The sequence below is a fragment of the Kurthia sp. YJT4 genome (assembly GCF_030219945.1).
In the GTDB taxonomy this organism is placed as follows: Bacteria; Bacillota; Bacilli; order Bacillales_A; family Planococcaceae; genus Kurthia; species Kurthia gibsonii.
On sequence record NZ_CP126689.1, the window covers coordinates 3,066,616 to 3,084,971 of the forward strand.

An 18,356-nucleotide genomic window follows, 5' to 3' on the forward strand; every position below is an offset into this window, starting at 1 on the left:
CCTTTACTGTGGAATAAGTGTTGTAAACCAATTTAGATTATTTGTCATTAAGAATAGACCCATGATGATGATAACCACACCACCGAATACTTTTAACTTCCCCATATACTGATTTAATTTGCGTACGCGCCCTAGTAATAAATCTGAAAATAGCGCTAAAACAAGGAATGGAATTAATAAACCAAGTGCATAAATGAACATTAATAATGCACCATATGCTGCTTGTCCTTCACTTGCTGATAAACCGAGTACTGCACCTAAGATCGGCCCAATACAAGGAGTCCATCCCATACTAAATGTTAAACCGAGTAAGTATGTTCCAAACAAATCACGTTTATTACTGCGATTCACTTCAACTTTCTTTTCGCGATTTAAAAATGAAAAGTTGAATAGTCCAACTTGTTGTAAACCTAAAAATACGACAATTGCACCGCAAATGACGATGAACCATTCACTTTGTACAACTGCACCTAAATAACCTGCGCCAAAACCTAATAATACAAAACTTGTTGATAGACCCGTAACGAAAATAATGGTCTTCAATACAAGTAGCGGATGGATATGCCACTTCCCAATCGAGATGACTTTTCCTTTCGCTCCCTGTTCAGTTGTTGAAAGAATCGATATATAGACCGGCAATAACGGTAAAATACATGGAGAAAAAAATGATAGTAAGCCTGCAATGAATACAGAGCCCCATACAAGTTGCTCGACAGCCAATGAAGACACCTCCGTTCATGTTGTTACCTCTATCTTACTGATTTTATAGTTTTCAGAACATAGAATAAGCTATGCAAAATCTTTAAAATGATGTGGTCATACAAAAAAAGATACCTCTTAAAAGAAGTATCTCATTCACTCTATAATTGTTTTTGCTGTTTCTTTTGTTCGTACATTTGAAGGTCTGCTTCATGTAATAGTTCATTCATTTTGCCATATGAATTTGGTGCATAAGCAGAACCTACAGACATTTGAATTTGTTCATGTATATTAGATAAATAACCATGTACTTTCTTGATATACTGTTCGAATTCAGTATAGTTACAATTCGGTTTAATAATCACAAATTCATCTCCACCAATTCGTGCAACCACTGTATTTTCACAAGCATATTGTTGTAAAGCTTGCGCCGTTGCTTGAATCATAAGATCTCCAGTCATGTGACCATATGTATCATTCACTTCTTTTAAACCATCTAAATCAATTACAGCAATCATCATTTCTTCCTGTAGTGCATCATATTTCTCCAATTGTTGTTGAAAATATTGACGATTGTAAACACCAGTAAGTCCGTCTCGAATTGCTTGATTAGATAATTTTTCTTCTAAAATAACCTTCTCATGAATGTTACGAAATAGCCCCTGAACAGCCACATAACGTCCATTTTCATAGACTGGAGTCGCATATTCTTCAAACCAAAGGTACTCTCCATGATGATTACGAAAGCGAAATCGAAGTGGTTGTGTGAAATCGACTTCACCCCGCTCCTTCGCTTCTAATAATGCATAATCTTCTGGATGAACTAAATCATAAATTGCTTTAGGATTATGAAGATGCGATTTTAACGTTCCTGGTCCTAATAAATCATCAATTGTCGGGCTTAGATAATGATATTTAAATTCTGGATAAGTTTCACAATAATAAAGTAAATCTCGGATGTTCTCTACAGATTCCACCATAGGTTGTAATAAAGTAATTTTTTTAGAAAGCTTTACTTTTTGCATGTAGATATAAGAGCATAAAATTAATAATAGTAAAACCACAAATAATATCATCATTTCCCCACCCATCTAAAATATATACTATTTTATACATTATAAGGTCTTTTTAACTAGAACTAAAGATGTATTGTATATACTTTTTAATATTTCCACTATTTTTAAATGGTTTATTGATTTACATTATAAATCTTTTTTATATTTTATGGTAAAATAAGGTGGAGGTGGTGAATAATATGAACTTTAAACAACTATCACTCGGTAAAAAAATTATCTTAATTACAACTGTAATCGCTCTTATTTCTTTATTTTTGCCGTGGGTTGAATTAGGTATTTTAAGTGCTTCTGGTTTCCAACAAGGTGGATATCTTTTTTTAATTGCTTTTATTTATCCAGTTTATTGTGTTCTCAAGAATACTTATATAAATAAAGTTGGCGGACTAGTTTGTGGAATCGTAGCATTAATTGCTTCAATTGCTTATATTAGTTCAAAATCAGACGAAATATTTGGGACTGCCATTAATGTAGCAGGTTCAGGTGCCTATCTTTTTTTAATTTCAACAATCGGATTGATTATTGGCGTAGTTTTAGACAAAAGAATCTCATAGTAAAAAGAGTGAACAAATTTAAATGCGTTCACTCTTTTTGATTCCCCCTCGAACTACTTCATGCAATTGTATGGTGCCTTTGAATTTTATTTCTTGTACCGTAGATATCACTTCTATTTCTAGTATTTCTTCCGCATAGACGGGTGATAAAAATGTACATGCTATTTGTATACTTTCTTGCTCAAGTTGAAACAATGATTCTAGGCGCGATATGATTTTTGATTGCACGAGTAATCCATGCGCTACAATACTTTTAAATCCAGCTTGCTTTGCTGCTAATTGATCTACGTGAATGGGATTCTTATCTCCTGATAATATACTATATGCGTGAATTTCTTCACATGAAATTTTTAGAGTGAACTGATATTGTTCCATATTAAATCAGACTCCCCTTCAAACAGGCATTTTTCTTCATCGTATATTTTAATGATTTGCTGTGCATACATAATATGTCGCTTTTTAATAGGATTGGTTACATAAATCTTCACATGATATATATGATTCACATACATTGTTTCATACATGATACAATTTTGTTTACGTAAAATAGGTGGACTTGACCATATATATAATTCCTGTGCAAATTTGCAAGCAATCATTGGAAACATATGAGGTAATTGTCGATTGTTTTTAGGTTCCATATCTATTAAATCTAAAAATCCCTTTACTTCTTCTTCTGTAAATGCGATATCAAAACATTTCTCTTTCATACAACTACCTCAAGTAAGACAGCTACACCAATCCCACCACCACTACCGATTGCCGCTACTACATACTTTAGATTTTCCCGTCTTTGTACTTCATAGAATAAACGCGTGATTAGAATACCCCCTGATGCACCGTAAGGATGTCCAATGGTTAGTGCCCCTCCTCTGCAGTTTATTTTTTCAAATGGAATATTCAACTCTTGCATACAGGCTACCACTTTAGATGCAAAAGCTTCATTTATTTCAAATAAGTCAATTTGTTCTACTGTTAGTTGTTGCTTTTTTAAAAGCTGTTGAATTGCTGGAATCGGTGCAGCTCCAGGATAATTCGGATGATTTCCAACTACGGCACTATCAATAAAACGTAGGACTGGTTGAAATCCTTGTTGAATTGCTAATTCTTCTTCCATAACCAATACTGCTGAAGCGCCATCATGAATACCACAACTATTAGCTGCTGTTACAGTTCCATCTTTTAAAAGCGGACGTATTCTTTTGAGTAAAATAGATAAATCCCTTTTCTTATATAATTCTTCATCACATTGTAACTGCTGAATCGGTATAATTTCTTGTTGTAAATACCCACTCTCAAATACTCGCCATGTTCTTTCATAACTCGTTAAAGCATAAGCATCTTGCTGTTCTTTTGAAACATAAAACTTTCTTGCTACATTCTCTGCCGCTTCAACCATATCAGGATCGCCTATTTCTTTTGGTGAAAATTGTGCTCTTTTAGAAAAGGGTGATGTACTAGCACTTTCAACCCCACCAGCAATATAACATTGTCCTGCTCCGGACTTTATAAAGTAACTTGCCAGTCTAATGGCTTCTAACCCTGCACTGCATTGACGGTCAATTGTCATGCCAGGGATTTCCATCGGTAAACCTGCTTCCAATACGGAAAATCGCGCTACATTTCCACCAGGCCCTACAACATTTCCTAAGATAACATCGTCAATTGGCACTGTTAAACCTTCTACTAAATTTCTTAAAATAGGTGTCATCAATTGTTGTGGCGGTATATGTTTAAATTGTCCATTTACTTTTCCAATTGGCGTTCGTTTAGCTTTCACAATTACCGCATTAAACATATGTAAGCTCCTCACGTTCAATCTGCTTTAGTAATTCGCCGCGCGCTATTTTACCGCTTGTCGTATAGGGCATTTGCTCAACAAATAACCATTTACGTGGGATTTTATAAGATGCAAGTACTTTTCGACAATGCTTTTTGAGCTCTAATCTACTAACATTCCCTTTAATAATGGCTACAATCATTTGTCCCCAATAAGCATCTGCAACACCCATCACTACAGCTTCTTCGACGAATTCATGTGTCTTTAATACCTGTTCGATTTCTTCAGGGAATATATTAATACCGCCGTATAAAATCATATTATGTTCACGTCCTATAACTGTTACATAACCTTCTTCGTCGATATATCCCATATCATTTACTGTCGCAAACCCTTCTGCGTCACAAATCGTTTCAACCTCACGATTCATACCTGTAATATATCCATCAATCAATAATTCACTTCTTACATAGATTTTGCCTATCTGTGTTTCTTCTTTTTGATGTCGAATTTGAATTTCAACACCTGTACAAGCTTTACCAACTGTCTCTGGACGATTTAGCGCGTCTTCATTTGATAAAACGGTGATAAAACTTGTTTCACTTGCGCCATAAAATTCATACATTTGGACATCATAAAAAACTTCATGAATTTGTTTTTTTGATTGTGGTGACCATTTCGCTCCAGATGAAATCAATTGAATCGACTGTTTTACAGCCATTTGAGATTTAAAAAACGCTTCTATCATTGTAGGAACAACATATAAAACAGAGATTGGGTGTTGATTCAAAAACTGCATCGTGAATTGCGGCGTGAATTGTTCCATGATATATACACTTCCACCTAAATAAAGTGTACTCACAGCTCCATATAGAAAATGCGAATGAAATAAAGAACCCGGAATTAAAACATGCTTCGTGTTATCCAAATAAAAATCACAACGATTACATTGAAAACTAGCTACCCATGATTTTTGTGAACGAATAAAAGCTTTAGGAGTGCCTGTTGTTCCAGAAGTAAAACCAATATAGAATGGTTTATTTTTTTCTAATACTATATTTTCTGTTGGGAAAGAACGTATAGCTAAATCTAAATCGACGACATCAAACCAGTTTTGCGATAACTGATGATGCTTACTTTTTAAAGCATCTGTTGTCACAATGAGATCGGGCTTTGATAGTTGGATTCTTTTCATTAATTCATCTGTTGTCCAACGCACATCATAAGGAACAGCTACCCACCCTGCTTTTGCAGCACCTAAAAAAACTTGTAGAAAGTGACGGCTATTCGGTAGTAAAATACCAACGGTTTTATATTCATTTTGCATACTTTTTAACCAGTGTGCTGTTTGATTCGTCCACGTATGCCACTGTGAATAGCTAATTTTTTCAGTAGAAGTTGTAACTGCTATTTTTTCAGGATCTTCATTCACAAATACTTGATATGTTTCCGTAATCATTAACTTCCTCTCCTTTAATACAAAAGAAGGAACCACTTAAAAGATCCCTTCAACATTTTAAATACTTTCCGTCATCATTTTTTTCACTGGCTTTTTTGATAAAGCTCGTACAAAGAAAGGATGTTTTCTTAATTTATAGACCAAAATAGAAGCGATAATCGCTTTTAATGCATCCCCTGGTAAATAAACTAGACCTAACTTCACAGCAGTTAGAACAGGAATATCCATCATAAATGCTTGCATCGGCATACCAATTAAATACACTACAAAAATACCTGCTGTTAAATTCACAAGTAACACTTTATACAATTTAAGATTTTGAATACGTGAGAATAAATAACCGACCACGAAAGCTGCTAGTGGATAACCAATTAAGTAGCCAACACTCGGTCCAACAAATACACTTAATCCCCCACGCCCACCTGATAATAAAGGCATACCAGCTGCTACTAATAATAAAAAGACAATTTGACTCAAAGCTCCTAAACGCGCACCTAAAATTCCGCCAGCTAATAAAACACCGACTGTTTGTAATGTAATCGGCACTGGTGTAAATGTTAAAACGATTGGTGGAATCATTCCAAGCGCCCCCATGATTGCTGCGAATAAAGCAACAAAAGTTAATTCTTTACGTGTCATTTTTTCAAACCCCTTTAAACAAAATATGTAATAAATTCTGGTGTTATCATACTGTAATCTTTCGATATGTGTCAACCGATTTTTATTTTAAGTTAACTTATTTTATAATAATAAATTAGTATATAAAAAAAGTATGCAATCCATGTTGCATACTTTTATGTCCGTTGTACCAGATTCCTATTAAATTCTTTAATTTTCTTCGTTGTTTCATTTGAGAATGCAGTAACGCGATGAATCATGTCGTTGATGTCCCTTAATTGATCCTCATATGCATATTGTTGTTCTGCAAGTTCATAAGCTTGTTTTGCTAATATGCCTAACTGACTTTTTTGCTCATTCGTAAACGGTAATAAAGGGACTCTCGCCACATAACCTGAGGTCACCATATTTGAACGATTTAAAATACCACGTACTAAATAGGTGACTAAATCTGAATTGAGGTAGGCTAGTAACCACCAGACATCTTCATCCTCACAAATAATATTCGCGTTCACACCATAAGTTGCATTTTTAGGGAGACGACTCGCTGTGAAAGCCACGCCCATGGAAGAACAGGTAATACCCGATTGATAAAGTAGTTGCTTATTACGCACATTAAACGTTTTAATCATTCGATCAAATTCTAAAAAATCTTCATGTAAATAAAGTCGAACCGGTGCGTAGAAGCGGTGACTTCCCGGATTTTTATAGAATGGAATTGTAAACGGTGCACGTTTTTCTTTTGATAAATAAAGTGCGTCTTTTCCTGTTGAAATACCTGTCACACAATCAAACTTGTCACCGAGTCGGTCATATTGAAAAAGCTTTTTAACCTCCACAGGACAATCAATCATCCACTCTGCATAATCTTTTTCATCATTCAAAATTAATTCATCTAACGTGTGTGTGTCCACTTCTCCATTCATAAATTCAGTCAGCTGTTGTTGCAATTGTTCTGTAAAAGCAACTGTTGAAATTGGTCGGTTTTTTGCATAGACGCCCTTTTGATAAGACGTTCCTTTTTGTAAAATGATGATGCTTGTTCTTACGTCTGCCGATTGTTCATGAAACAAATCTGTTGGACACATCGTAATCTCATGAATCGTACATGTTTCCAATATCTTTCTGCGTAAATTTTGATGAGCCTTCGCTGTAAAGAAAGAGTCATATGTAATCAATCCAAGTACTGCACCGTCTTTCGCTACATCAATTAAAGCCGAGATAAACATGCTATACATATTGTGTACGCCCACATCTGAAAATAATGTCTTCAATTCTTTTTTATTCTTTTGAATGTAATCGACTTCGTGGCAATTATATGGAGGGTTCGCAATATAGTAATCATAGTGAAGTGGTTCTCGTTGTTCTCTATATACATCAATAAAATTCATCTGTGTAAATGTACAACCATATGTTTCTTCATGTCGAAAAACATCTACACCGTCCACTGTATAACCCTCTGCTAAGAAATGCGTGATGAGCTCTTCCTTCCCCACACAAGGGTCCAATACAGTTCGTCCATCTGGTTGAATCATGCGAAGTCGGTCCGTCAGATAGCGCGCTACGAAGTCAGGTGTATAATAATAGCCAAGCTCTCGTCGGTCCATCTTCTCTATTTGTAAAACTTTCGAACCTCTACCCAAGATACGCTCCTCCTTTTCTTTTATTGTACATGAAAAAATGTAGCCTTCTCTTGCAAAGAAGACTACATATATCATTAGTTATAGAATAAATTATCAGTTGGATAGATTGGATCGTTCGTTACGTCCATACCTAAGTTTTTCAATGTTTGCTCATTCTCACGATTTAAAATAACTGTTGAATGCGCCTGTGTATCTTGTAAGTTTGGTAATTGCTTATAAGCTAGCTCAGACGTTGGATTTGTTACTGCGCTAATTGATAACGCAATTAACACTTCGTTCGCCGTTAATGTCGGTACACGACTATTTAGCTCATCTGTTTTTAAACGTTGAATTGTTTCTAAAATCATTGGCGATAATAGTTTAATTTCATCCGCAATATTCGCTAATTTCTTCAAGCTATTTAAGATGGCTGCAGCTGATGCATCCATTAACTTTGTTGTACGTCCTGTAATCATTTCACCGTTCGGTAATTCTACAGCGATTACAGCTTGTAAATTCGTGCTACCTTCTTGTTCCTGTAATTGCTTCGCATATTCACGTGCAGGTAATACCGGCGCACGATCTTCTTTTTTCAAATTCGTTTCTTCTAAAATCACTTGCATGTGTCGTACGCTATCTTCATCAGCTAAACCTTTTTTATAATCATTCTCTACGCTAAAACTACGACGAATAATCTCTTGGCGCGCTGCTTCTTGTACGATTTCATCATCTGTAATTCCTGATTTCAGACGATTTACACCCATATCTGTTGGTGATTGATATACCGATTCTTTACCTGTAATACGCTCAATAATACGTTTAATGACAGGGAATGTTTCCATATCACGATTGTAGTTTACAGCGACTTTTCCATACGCTTCATAGTGATAGTTATCAATTAGGTTCACATCTTTTAAATCGACTGTTGCTGCTTCATATGCGATATTTACAGGATGTTTTAAAGGTAAGTTCCAAACAGGGAATGTCTCAAACTTCGCATAACCCACTTTATTACCTAAACGATGTTCATGATACATCTGATTCAAACACGTCGCTAACTTACCGCTAGCTGGTCCTGGAGCTGTTACAACGACGATTGGCTTCGTTGTTTCGATATATGGATTCTTCGCAAATCCTTCTTCACCAATGACTTCTTCTACATTTGTAGGGTAACCCTTGATTTGGCTATGTGTGAACACACGAATACCACTACGCTCTAACTTCGTCATAAATACTTTTGCTGTCGGTTGTCCTTCATAACGTGTTAAAAGTACGCTATTCACAGAAATACCGTATGCGCGGTACTCGTCGATTAAACGCAGTACATCTTGGTCATAGGTAATCCCGTAATCTTCACGTACTTTATTACGCTCAATATCTCCTGCATATACACAAATGATAATCTCTGCATTATCTTTTAATGTGTTTAATAATTTGATTTTCGCATCTTCATCAAATCCTGGTAACACACGCTTCGCATGTTTATCACCGATTAATTTCCCACCAAATTCTAAGTATAACTTATCATACTGCTCTACTCGTTCTAAGATATAAGCAGATTGTTCTTGCAAATACTTCTCGATATCAAATCCAACTTTTTTCATTTGATTTCTGCGCGCCCTTTCTCTCAAGCTCTTTCCTCAAATGGTTACCCATTTCGAAAGAATGCTCACTAAAATACATCTTTTATCATTATAAGGCTTTCAAAAAAATAGACAAAGGAAAAATGAAAGAAACTGAAAAAGGATTACTATACTATTTTCATCTCCAAACAAAAAAATTTAGATACTTTAAAGGAATTTGAACAACAAATCACCCCTATTGAAACGCCTATTATGATTGACTATATTGAATTTAAAGAATGGAATAACCACTTACTCTCGATTCATGCACTCGAATTTCTTACACAATAACCTATTCAGCTCATGTTTAATGCACAAATAAATGAAATCACACAAAAAACGGACTAGATCTATATTTAGTCCGTTTTTGTATCTTTATATTTCCTTCAGCTTATCTAAATTTTCGATTTCGCTTCATTTCATACATTGCTTGGTCTGCTTGATGCATAAGGGTTTGCTCATCATTTCCGTCTTTCGGGAATTGGCTCATACCTACGCTAAGCGATAGTGATAAATCAGGATACTTCGCTTCAGTATATGCCTCAAAAGTACTTTGTAATTGCTTTGTGAAGTCATTCAATTGCTGCTCAAAATCGGGCTCTTTCATGAACAGTACAAACTCATCTCCACCTATTCGTGCAACCGTTCCTTTATCACCAACAGCTTGTTGTAAAATCTGTGCAGTCGCTTGCAATAGCTCATCTCCACATTGGTGACCATATGTATCATTTAAGCTCTTAAAATGATCCACGTCGATTAAAAGAATTGTAAGTGTTTGATGATCTCGTTGACACACTTCAATAGCTGCTTCCAGTTGATTCGTAAATAATCGTCGATTTGGTAAGCGCGTCAATGTATCATGGTACGCTAAAAATTCAATTTCACTCTGATATTGTTTTTGTAATGTCATATCTTGAATAATTAACAGAATGTGCATTTCATTATCTACCATCACATAATCTGCATTCACTAATACAAAAAAATGAATATCTTCATTCGAAATATGCATCGCATAATCTCTAATTTGTTTTTCATGTAATAACTGTTCTTGCAACGACTTGTCGAGTAACCCAAATAGTTGATTTTGTTGTAAATGTAGACGTCCCAACAATTTAGTAGCAGCTGGATTCGCATCGTGCACTTTCCCTTGAAAATCGAGCAGTACAATCGCATTCGGATTTAAGCGGAATAGCTTCTCATAACGTTTATCATATAAATTTAAAAAGTCGTATTGCTTCATCGTGCGAAGTAAGAAATAACACCAGACAATTCCTGCATAAATATATGAGTGTGGAGGCAATAGATTTTCATACTTGAAATAGCCTAGTACAATATTCAAAGTAATCGCGACATAGACCCCTATAATGAGTTGCTGATAAATCTTACGCTGTTCCTCTAATTTCGAACGATGTTTTGCGATAAATAGTGGGATTAAATACATACAATCAATGATTGTTCCTACTGTCATCGCAATATAATAATTCGTATTATAAACAGGATATTTCCACATTCCTGCCTCAAAGAAGTCTTGTGTATAAACAAGCTCCGCACCTATAAATGTATTCATAATGACGAATACAATTGGAACATAAAAAATATACGGATATATAAAACGCGGCCAACTCTTATAAAGGCCTGTAAATTTTATAAGAAAATGAAAACACAATCCTGGAATAATCGTCCCGACACTACTTAACCATAGAGCAGATAGTATTGAACTATATTCAATTGGCACCTGATTCCTCACATATTCTTCAACAAACATCAATAAAAAACAAAAAGCAATCAAACTGAGTAGAATATGTTCCGTCTTTCTTTTGTTACGAAGAAGTATGTCGGTTGCCATGTATGCTAAAAATAAAATAGGGATCATGTGCGTCACTAATAGTACAAACGCCTCTTTCAACTCCATCTATAGATTGCCTCCTTTCCCAATATTTTATAATTACATCGTACCTTATCTAATTTATTTAGACTATAAATTTCGAATTTTTAAAATTAAAAAACTGTCCATTATAGAATGAACAGTTTATTTTAAACGATGTGTATGCATAATAGCGCGTGCTGCGTGGTAGCCACTTAATGCTGATGATAGTGTTCCCGGTCCCGGAAAGGCTTGTTCACCTACAATATAGAGTTGTGGCAAAGGTGAACGAACACTTTTCGGTTTTGTAATAGCATTTCTCACTGTTAACGGGAAACCACCGACACTCGTTTTCCCCATATACTTTTTATATGTTAAAGGTGTTCCGGATTCTTCATAAATTAAATAATCTTTTATATTAATTACTTTTTGAATCTCCTCAAACATCGCATCCGTTATTTGCTGTTTAATTGCTTTATATTCATCTTTTGATTCCTTTCTCCATCCATCTTCATTCGCATGAATGGAAATCGTCATCATGACTTCTTCTAGTACCTTCTCACCCTGATCATCATAAGCTGGCTGGAATGTAGCATATACAGGTCCATGAACATCTGAAAATAATACCGTTTGCTCTTTACTCGGCACAATTTGAAGCGCAAAAGGAAGGGGTCTTCCTTGTAATTCCTGATGCCAAAATGTATCTTTTAATAGGGCATCTACACGAAAGGCACCCCAAGAAAATGAATCTGAATCGGCGTAACTTGTGCCCTTGCCGAATGAAATTCCAGTGTTATTAATGACGATGTCAAATTCACCACTTCGCTTTCGACTTGTCACATGCCACTTTTTCTGTTCATATGTCAGCTCTTTTACCGTCGCTGCTAAAATAACCTCACCACCAAGCGCGACAATACGCTCAGCTAACACTTCGCATAATTGCCCCATACCTTTTTCAATATAGAAACTACCACGTCTATAGATTGCTAATGCTAAGCTAGAAGGTAGTAAAGCAGCCTCTGTACAATCCGTCTGTGCTGCATCCATTAACTGTGCATCAATCAACTGACGAAGCGGCTCATACGATTCTAAATGATATTTACGTAATAAATCCTCCACTGTCCACGTCGCATAGCGCGCCAAATGTAACATCGCTTTTGGATGTGTTAGTGCATGACTTGGTAACTTCCCTAAATCATAAGGACGACTAATCGGCATCGAGACACCCGTAGCTGTTACACCGTACACATATTCACTAATCTGCTCAAGTTTTTTCCAAAAAGCTTGCACATCTTTTTGACGTTCTGGTAGTACCTGTTGCAATTCTTCATCCCATCTTTTTTGATCCTGATAAATCGAAATTCGACGATCCGATAAGATGATATCCATTGGATGTTGCAACAATTGGAATGGCAAATCAAGTTGAAGTTCTTTTATTAAAGAGTCGAGTAACCCCTGTTCTTCTAACCCAAAAGCAATCGTCGCACCCGTAGGAAACGTGCGCCCTTTTCGCACATACGAACCCGCCGAACCACCAACCTTTGTCGCCTTTTCAAGAACCGTCACCTGATAACCCTTCTTCGCCAAAAAAGCACCAGCTATCAAGCCACCAACACCCGCACCAATAATACAAACCGTTTTACCCAAGAGGAACCTCTCCCTTTCCAAGACATCGATTCATGTAATTGTTTTCATGTTTATTAAAGCACAGATGCGATGTAGAGATAAAGAAAAGCCCCTTATTTAGAGAGGCTATAATAACGCCCTATAATTCAATTACCCACAAATTTTGACTCATTTGATCTACACAATAGTATGTAATTTATCCTTAAAATAAAGTATAGTTAGTATTTAATAAAACAATCCATGAATAAGGATGTGGCAACATGCGTATTAATAAATATATAAGTGAATCTGGTAAGACTTCTAGACGAGGCGCTGACAAATTAATTACAGAAGGTCGAGTTAAAATTAATGGTAAACGTGCAACTATAGGTAGCCAAGTTGAACCTGGGGATGAAGTTGAAGTAGATGGAAATATTGTCCGAGTGGCACGAAATAATGTCTATATTGCCTTAAATAAACCTGTAGGCATTACGAGTACAACCGAAAAAGGTGTAAAAGGAAATATTGTTGATTTAGTCAACCATCCATTAAGAATATTCAATATTGGACGTCTGGATAAAGATTCAGAAGGCTTAATACTTATGACAAACGATGGTGACATTGTAAACGAAATTCTACGTTCTGAAAATAGACATGAAAAAGAATATATCGTTTCAGTAGATAGACCTATTACGCCTGAATTCTTGAAGAAGATGTCGGAAGGTGTCAAAATATTAGGCACAACAACCCTTCCATGTGAAGTCGTTCAACTATCAAAATATGATTTTAAAATCATTTTAACACAGGGATTAAATCGTCAAATTCGCCGCATGTGCGCTGAATTAGGATACGAAGTTTACCGATTACAAAGAATTCGCATCATGAACATTGAATTAGGCAAACTTCCTCCTGGACAATGGAGAGATTTATCCAAAAAAGAGCGAACTCAATTATTTAGAGAATTAAACTACGAACCAAAAGAATGGTAGAAATATTGGAATATCAAGTTCTACCCACGCCCTCAGTAACCACACTTACTTGTGATGACAGTAAGTGCGGTTTTTTTCGTCAACGTATATAATAAGGTGAAGGTGGTGATAACATGCTTGAAGAAAATCTTAAAAAACAGCTAATCAAAGTAATTCAAAATAAAATAAACCCAGCTTTCATCATTTTATTTGGATCGTTCGCAAAAGGCACGAATCGCATTGATAGCGATATTGATTTAGCTTTTTTTAGTAAAGAGCAGTTATCATCTTATGAACGTTTTTTACTAGCAAGTGAATTAGCTGAAATTGCTGGTCGTGAAGTTGATTTAGTCGACCTTAAACAAATTGATACTGTGTTCACGATGCAAATATTTTCACAAGGAATACCCATTTACATCCAAGATGAAAATGAATTTACACGCCAAAAAATGCGTGCTTATAGTATGTATGCAACATTAAGTGAGCAGCGTGCTGGTGTGATTGAAAGTATTAAAGAACGAGGAAGTGTTTTTGGCGATGAATGATGTAATCTTAAATAAAATAACTACAATTGAACGCTGTGTAAACCGAATTCATGAGGTTTACGAGGGAAACCCTGAAAATTTAAAAGACTTTACAAAACAAGACAGTATCATTTTAAATATTCAACGTGCATGCGAGGCAAGTATTGATTTAGCGATGCATATTGTTAGTGAACGTAAACTAGGTGTTCCGAAAGCAAGTCGTGAAGGCTTTAAGCTATTACAAGAAGCTCATATAATTGATTCGTCATTAGCGAAAACATTAATGAATATGGTTGGTTTCCGAAATATTGCGGTACATGACTATCAAGCACTAAAGGTTGACATATTAGAAGCTATTTTAGAGAAGCATATTGATGATTTTAAACAGTTTACTCAGGTCGTATTACAGTTAGAAATATAAATACATGGTTATTAAATAAGAGGTGCTTTTGAGCTTAGCAAGTTATATTATAATTCCTACAGATTTTAATTATCTATGATTACAAAAATAAACCACCAATTACAATGAAGTGACCCCTAAAAGTTAGACACAGTTATTTCATTTAGGCAGCTTGAGTGAAATGGGTTCGGTACGCTACCGGACTCATTTTGTATTTTGCCTTCATACGTTTTGTGTTGTAATACGTTATATACTTTTCAAGTTCCAATTTAAAATGCTCCACACTTTCAAATTCCTTCAAGTAAAGGAATTCCGATTTCAATATGCCGAAGAAATTCTCCATGACGGAGTTGTCGTAACAGTTCCCTTTACGGGACATACTTTGTACAATCCCTTTTGATTCAAGGGCATGGCGATATTGCTTCATTTGATAATGCCAGCCTTGATCAGAATGCATCAATAGTTGATGTTCTTCCGGCAATCTCTCTAAAGCCTTCTCTAACATCTCAGATACTAAAGAATACGTTGGTCTAGAGCCAATGGTATACGTGATGATTTCTCCGTTAAATAAGTCTAAAACAGGTGATAAATAGAGCTTTTCACCAAATAGCTTAAACTCCGTAATATCTGTTACCCATTTCTCATTCGGTGCCTCTGCTGTAAAGTTACGATCTAAAATATTTGGCGCAATTTTACCGACGGTACCTTTATAGGATTTATACTTTTTCATACGCACTAAGCACTTTAAACCCAGCTCTTTCATGATGCGCTGCACCTTCTTATGATTCACCTTTTGCCCACGATTCGCTAGCTCATCGCGAATACGGCGATAGCCATAACGACCCTCATGTTCTTCATAAATCGCTTTGATTTCTGCCTTCAGTTCGGCATCGCGGTCTGGACGATTCATCTTTTTTACTACATTGTAATACGTGCTGCGTGGAATTTGTGCGAATGTTACAAGTGCTTTCACCGAGTATTTTTGCCTTAATTCATAGATGATCTTTACTTTGTCTTCTTTGGTGATTTTTCCTTGGCTTGAACTAAGGCATTCAACTTTTTTAAATACTCGTTTTCCATACGTAGACGGTCGATTTCTGCTTGTAGTGCTTCTGGTGAGCCTTCTACTGGTGCTTGTTTTGGTTGTTTATTTGTTTCTTTTTTCATGGATGGACGCCCCTTTTTCTTTGATTGAAGGGCATCAAATCCTTTGGTTTCGAATATTTTTCTCCATTGAAGAATCGTGGATGGTGCGGCTATACCGAAGATAGCCGCTGTTTCAAGTAAGGACGTACCTTGTTCAATCATGAAGTTTAGTACGTCTAGTTTAAACTGTGCTGTATAGTTTGTATACGATTTTGTAAACGCTTCTACACCGTTATACTTATATTGTTTCGTCCAATTAAGAATGGCCTTATGATCTGTCCCGATCGATTTAGCAATTTCACGTGAACTTTCTTTGCCTTCTAAGTAGCGTAAAGCCGCTTGTAATTTTTCCGCTGCCGTATATTTAGCCATAAAAAACTGCACCTCCAATTGTTAGATGTGTCTAACAATTGGGGTGCAGTTCACAATGAAACGACTGCAATTGATGGTTTATTAAAAATCGTACTTACTTATGATACCGATTATCTTAATGCTTCTAAGTGAAGTTATTTTTTATAAAATCGTTTAAACAGATTTGGATATTCTGATGGAGCTATTTTACTTACATTTGCACCATTTCTTTCAAAATATTCGTCTTTATATAAAGCTGGTTGTTCTTCACTCATAGCCTTAAATACTATTACAGAATGTCCATAATAGTTAATCATTCTAATGTTTCTAGCAAACTGTGCCTTGTATAAATCGTCTATAGGTTCTCTTTGTAATAACTGTATTAACTTTTGATAATAACTATCTAAGTCTTTATTATATTTTAAAGCTTCTCCTTGTATACCTGTAATATAAAAATGATTATATCTTCGTTTTTCTATCGAATATAACTCTTCTACTCTTAAAGCATGTTTTAAACTGTCAGCAACCCCTACTATTACATAACCTGTATTTTTCGGACCTAGATTAATCATAGCTGTTAATGTTTTTATCACTTTAGAAAATGATTTTTGGTTAAACTCACTCTCATCAATAAGGTCATAAAAACCTTGCTTAAAGTCATATAAAGTTTGTTCAGTATTAGATTGCATTAAAATATTCTCTAATTCAATTGCCCAAGTTGCAATTGCTGGATCTTGAGTGTCTTTAACTTTAAAAAATGGCTCAAAAATACCTTTTATGGCATTTACATTATTTTCTCGTTCAATCGCGCTCCATTTTCCACCGCCAGAACTTAATTTTATATGTCTATTTCCAATTCCTTCCATTATCGTAATAAGTCCTTTAATATCATTTATCTCCATATTTTTCTTTATAACTAAGTCATGTAAAGCTAAAAATATAACTTGGAAATATCTAGGTATCTTTTTTGATTGTGGTGTTTCAAAAAGTAATTGACCAAAAGAACTTCCTGACTCATTTAATATATTATTTAAAACCCCATATACAGTTTTAAATTGTCTTATAATTAATTCACTTGAATACTTTTTCACTGCACTTTCTATTTCTATATATCGTTTATTTTCTATTCCACTTGCGCCAAAGTAATCGTCTAATACATCTGAATTTGATGGAGGTTTAACTGTTAAAATCATATAAGAAATTATATCAGCAATAATTTCCTCGTCTTTCGATTCTCTTACATTTTCCCTACTAAGAATTCCTTCTTTTACCCAGAATATATCATTAACATTTATTCCATATTCTAATTCCCTATTAGTTATGCTTATATTTTTCATAGCATGTAAATATAGTGTATCTTTTGCTGAAATATCTCCCCTAATAATATATGCTATCTTTCTAATAAGATTTGCAAATCCACCTGTTGCACCTGCTATTCTTAATTCTTGCTTTGAGAGATGCTTCCCGTTAGAGTTAATTCTTCTAAACACTTCATCAATTTTATTATTTAGTCCATCATATTTATAAACTGATAGTGGTAATAAATATCCAGCAATGTTTTTACATAACGTTCTATCTAATTTTGGAATTTTTTGTTCTAAAATTCCTTCGTCTAGTTTTTGATTAGTTTCTGCCATTGTTTCTAAATCGAAATATTTCCCATCATATGGAAATTCACCTTCAATAAAAGACATTAATGCATTTAATCTTTGCATTCCATCTATTATTTCATACCTACTAACCTCTTCAAAATTAACTTCAGCTAACAATATCAACGGAACTGGAAAACCATTTATTATTGAATCAATAAAAGCTTGTTTCTCTTCAATAGCCCAAACCAATTTTCTTTGATATTTACGATTTATTAAGAGTTTATTATTAATATAATAATCATAAATCCTTTGAATATTTTCACCACGAATAGATAATTCTTGTTCTATATTATAAATCACAAAAAAACCCCTTTATTTTATTTATTATAATACATTTTATGTCAAAAAAGGACCCTTTAGTAACTTTAAATTAAATTTCTAAAAGATTCTCTTAAAATCACCCTCACTGACGGTACGGT

General features: G+C 34.9%; 17 protein-coding genes. 4 read left to right on the plus strand and 13 right to left on the minus strand.

Going from position 1 to position 18,356, the window contains the following annotated elements:
• Window positions 1–3 precede the first annotated feature (3 nt).
• Both QN089_RS15380 and QN089_RS15385 read right to left on the minus strand, forming a co-directional pair.
• Window positions 4–720, minus strand: coding sequence for a cytochrome c biogenesis CcdA family protein (locus tag QN089_RS15380; protein ID WP_068456985.1), 717 nt, complete (start codon window positions 718–720; stop codon window positions 4–6).
• A gap of 140 nt (window positions 721–860) precedes the next feature.
• Window positions 861–1,775: a GGDEF domain-containing protein gene (locus tag QN089_RS15385; RefSeq protein WP_068456982.1), complete on the minus strand. Its 915-nt coding sequence runs from the start codon at window positions 1,773–1,775 to the stop codon at window positions 861–863.
• Between the two features lie 179 nt (window positions 1,776–1,954).
• Here QN089_RS15385 and QN089_RS15390 point away from each other — a divergent pair, with 179 nt between their 5' ends.
• Window positions 1,955–2,326, plus strand: coding sequence for a hypothetical protein (locus QN089_RS15390; RefSeq protein WP_068456979.1), 372 nt, complete (start codon window positions 1,955–1,957; stop codon window positions 2,324–2,326).
• An 18-nt stretch (window positions 2,327–2,344) separates the two neighbouring features.
• On the opposite strand, the gene QN089_RS15395 is transcribed toward QN089_RS15390, so the two are convergent.
• From QN089_RS15395 to QN089_RS15435, 9 genes are all read right to left on the minus strand, one after another.
• The gene (locus QN089_RS15395; protein WP_285215653.1) at window positions 2,345–2,701 is read right to left on the minus strand and encodes a MaoC/PaaZ C-terminal domain-containing protein; all 357 of its coding nucleotides are present in this window, start codon (window positions 2,699–2,701) and stop codon (window positions 2,345–2,347) included.
• Entirely contained in the window at window positions 2,677–3,036 is a 360-nt protein-coding gene (locus QN089_RS15400; RefSeq protein ID WP_285215654.1) for a hypothetical protein, read from the minus strand. Before QN089_RS15400 ends, QN089_RS15395 begins: the two co-directional genes overlap by 25 nt.
• The gene (locus QN089_RS15405; RefSeq protein ID WP_285215655.1) at window positions 3,033–4,124 is read right to left on the minus strand and encodes an acetyl-CoA C-acyltransferase; all 1,092 of its coding nucleotides are present in this window, start codon (window positions 4,122–4,124) and stop codon (window positions 3,033–3,035) included. Before QN089_RS15405 ends, QN089_RS15400 begins: the two co-directional genes overlap by 4 nt.
• Window positions 4,117–5,565 (minus strand): AMP-binding protein, encoded by a 1,449-nt coding sequence (locus QN089_RS15410; protein WP_285215656.1) that lies wholly within the window; start codon window positions 5,563–5,565, stop codon window positions 4,117–4,119. Before QN089_RS15410 ends, QN089_RS15405 begins: the two co-directional genes overlap by 8 nt.
• 57 nt (window positions 5,566–5,622) lie before the next feature.
• Window positions 5,623–6,204: a biotin transporter BioY gene (locus QN089_RS15415; RefSeq protein WP_087682037.1), complete on the minus strand. Its 582-nt coding sequence runs from the start codon at window positions 6,202–6,204 to the stop codon at window positions 5,623–5,625.
• A 155-nt stretch (window positions 6,205–6,359) separates the two neighbouring features.
• Window positions 6,360–7,826, minus strand: coding sequence for an N-6 DNA methylase (locus tag QN089_RS15420; RefSeq protein ID WP_285215657.1), 1,467 nt, complete (start codon window positions 7,824–7,826; stop codon window positions 6,360–6,362).
• Window positions 7,827–7,900: 74 nt separating this feature from the next.
• Window positions 7,901–9,409, minus strand: coding sequence for a DUF1846 domain-containing protein (locus QN089_RS15425; protein ID WP_285215658.1), 1,509 nt, complete (start codon window positions 9,407–9,409; stop codon window positions 7,901–7,903).
• A gap of 409 nt (window positions 9,410–9,818) precedes the next feature.
• Window positions 9,819–11,339 carry a GGDEF domain-containing protein gene (locus tag QN089_RS15430; protein WP_285215659.1) on the minus strand — a complete coding sequence of 507 codons (1,521 nt, stop codon included), beginning with the start codon at window positions 11,337–11,339 and terminating at the stop codon, window positions 9,819–9,821.
• Window positions 11,340–11,456: 117 nt separating this feature from the next.
• The gene (locus tag QN089_RS15435; RefSeq protein ID WP_285215660.1) at window positions 11,457–12,938 is read right to left on the minus strand and encodes a phytoene desaturase family protein; all 1,482 of its coding nucleotides are present in this window, start codon (window positions 12,936–12,938) and stop codon (window positions 11,457–11,459) included.
• 239 nt (window positions 12,939–13,177) lie between these two features.
• On the opposite strand from QN089_RS15435, the gene rluF reads away from it, so the two are divergent.
• The 3 genes from rluF to hepT all read left to right on the plus strand — a co-directional run bounded on the left by rluF (window position 13,178) and on the right by hepT (window position 14,809).
• A complete protein-coding gene (gene rluF / locus QN089_RS15440; protein WP_068456946.1) occupies window positions 13,178–13,885 on the plus strand; it encodes a 23S rRNA pseudouridine(2604) synthase RluF in 708 nt (235 codons plus the stop codon).
• Window positions 13,886–13,998: 113 nt separating this feature from the next.
• Window positions 13,999–14,409 (plus strand): type VII toxin-antitoxin system MntA family adenylyltransferase antitoxin, encoded by a 411-nt coding sequence (gene mntA / locus QN089_RS15445; protein ID WP_087682043.1) that lies wholly within the window; start codon window positions 13,999–14,001, stop codon window positions 14,407–14,409.
• Window positions 14,402–14,809, plus strand: coding sequence for a type VII toxin-antitoxin system HepT family RNase toxin (gene hepT / locus QN089_RS15450; protein ID WP_285215661.1), 408 nt, complete (start codon window positions 14,402–14,404; stop codon window positions 14,807–14,809). Before mntA ends, hepT begins: the two co-directional genes overlap by 8 nt.
• 142 nt (window positions 14,810–14,951) lie before the next feature.
• On the opposite strand, the gene QN089_RS15455 is transcribed toward hepT, so the two are convergent.
• A protein-coding gene (locus QN089_RS15455; protein WP_285215258.1) for an IS3 family transposase occupies window positions 14,952–16,306 on the minus strand; the annotation gives its coding sequence in 2 pieces (ribosomal slippage) (window positions 14,952–15,853 and window positions 15,853–16,306; 1,356 coding nt in all).
• Window positions 16,307–16,440: 134 nt separating this feature from the next.
• Window positions 16,441–18,237, minus strand: coding sequence for a GmrSD restriction endonuclease domain-containing protein (locus QN089_RS15460; protein WP_285215662.1), 1,797 nt, complete (start codon window positions 18,235–18,237; stop codon window positions 16,441–16,443).
• Between the last annotated feature and the right edge of the window lie 119 nt (window positions 18,238–18,356).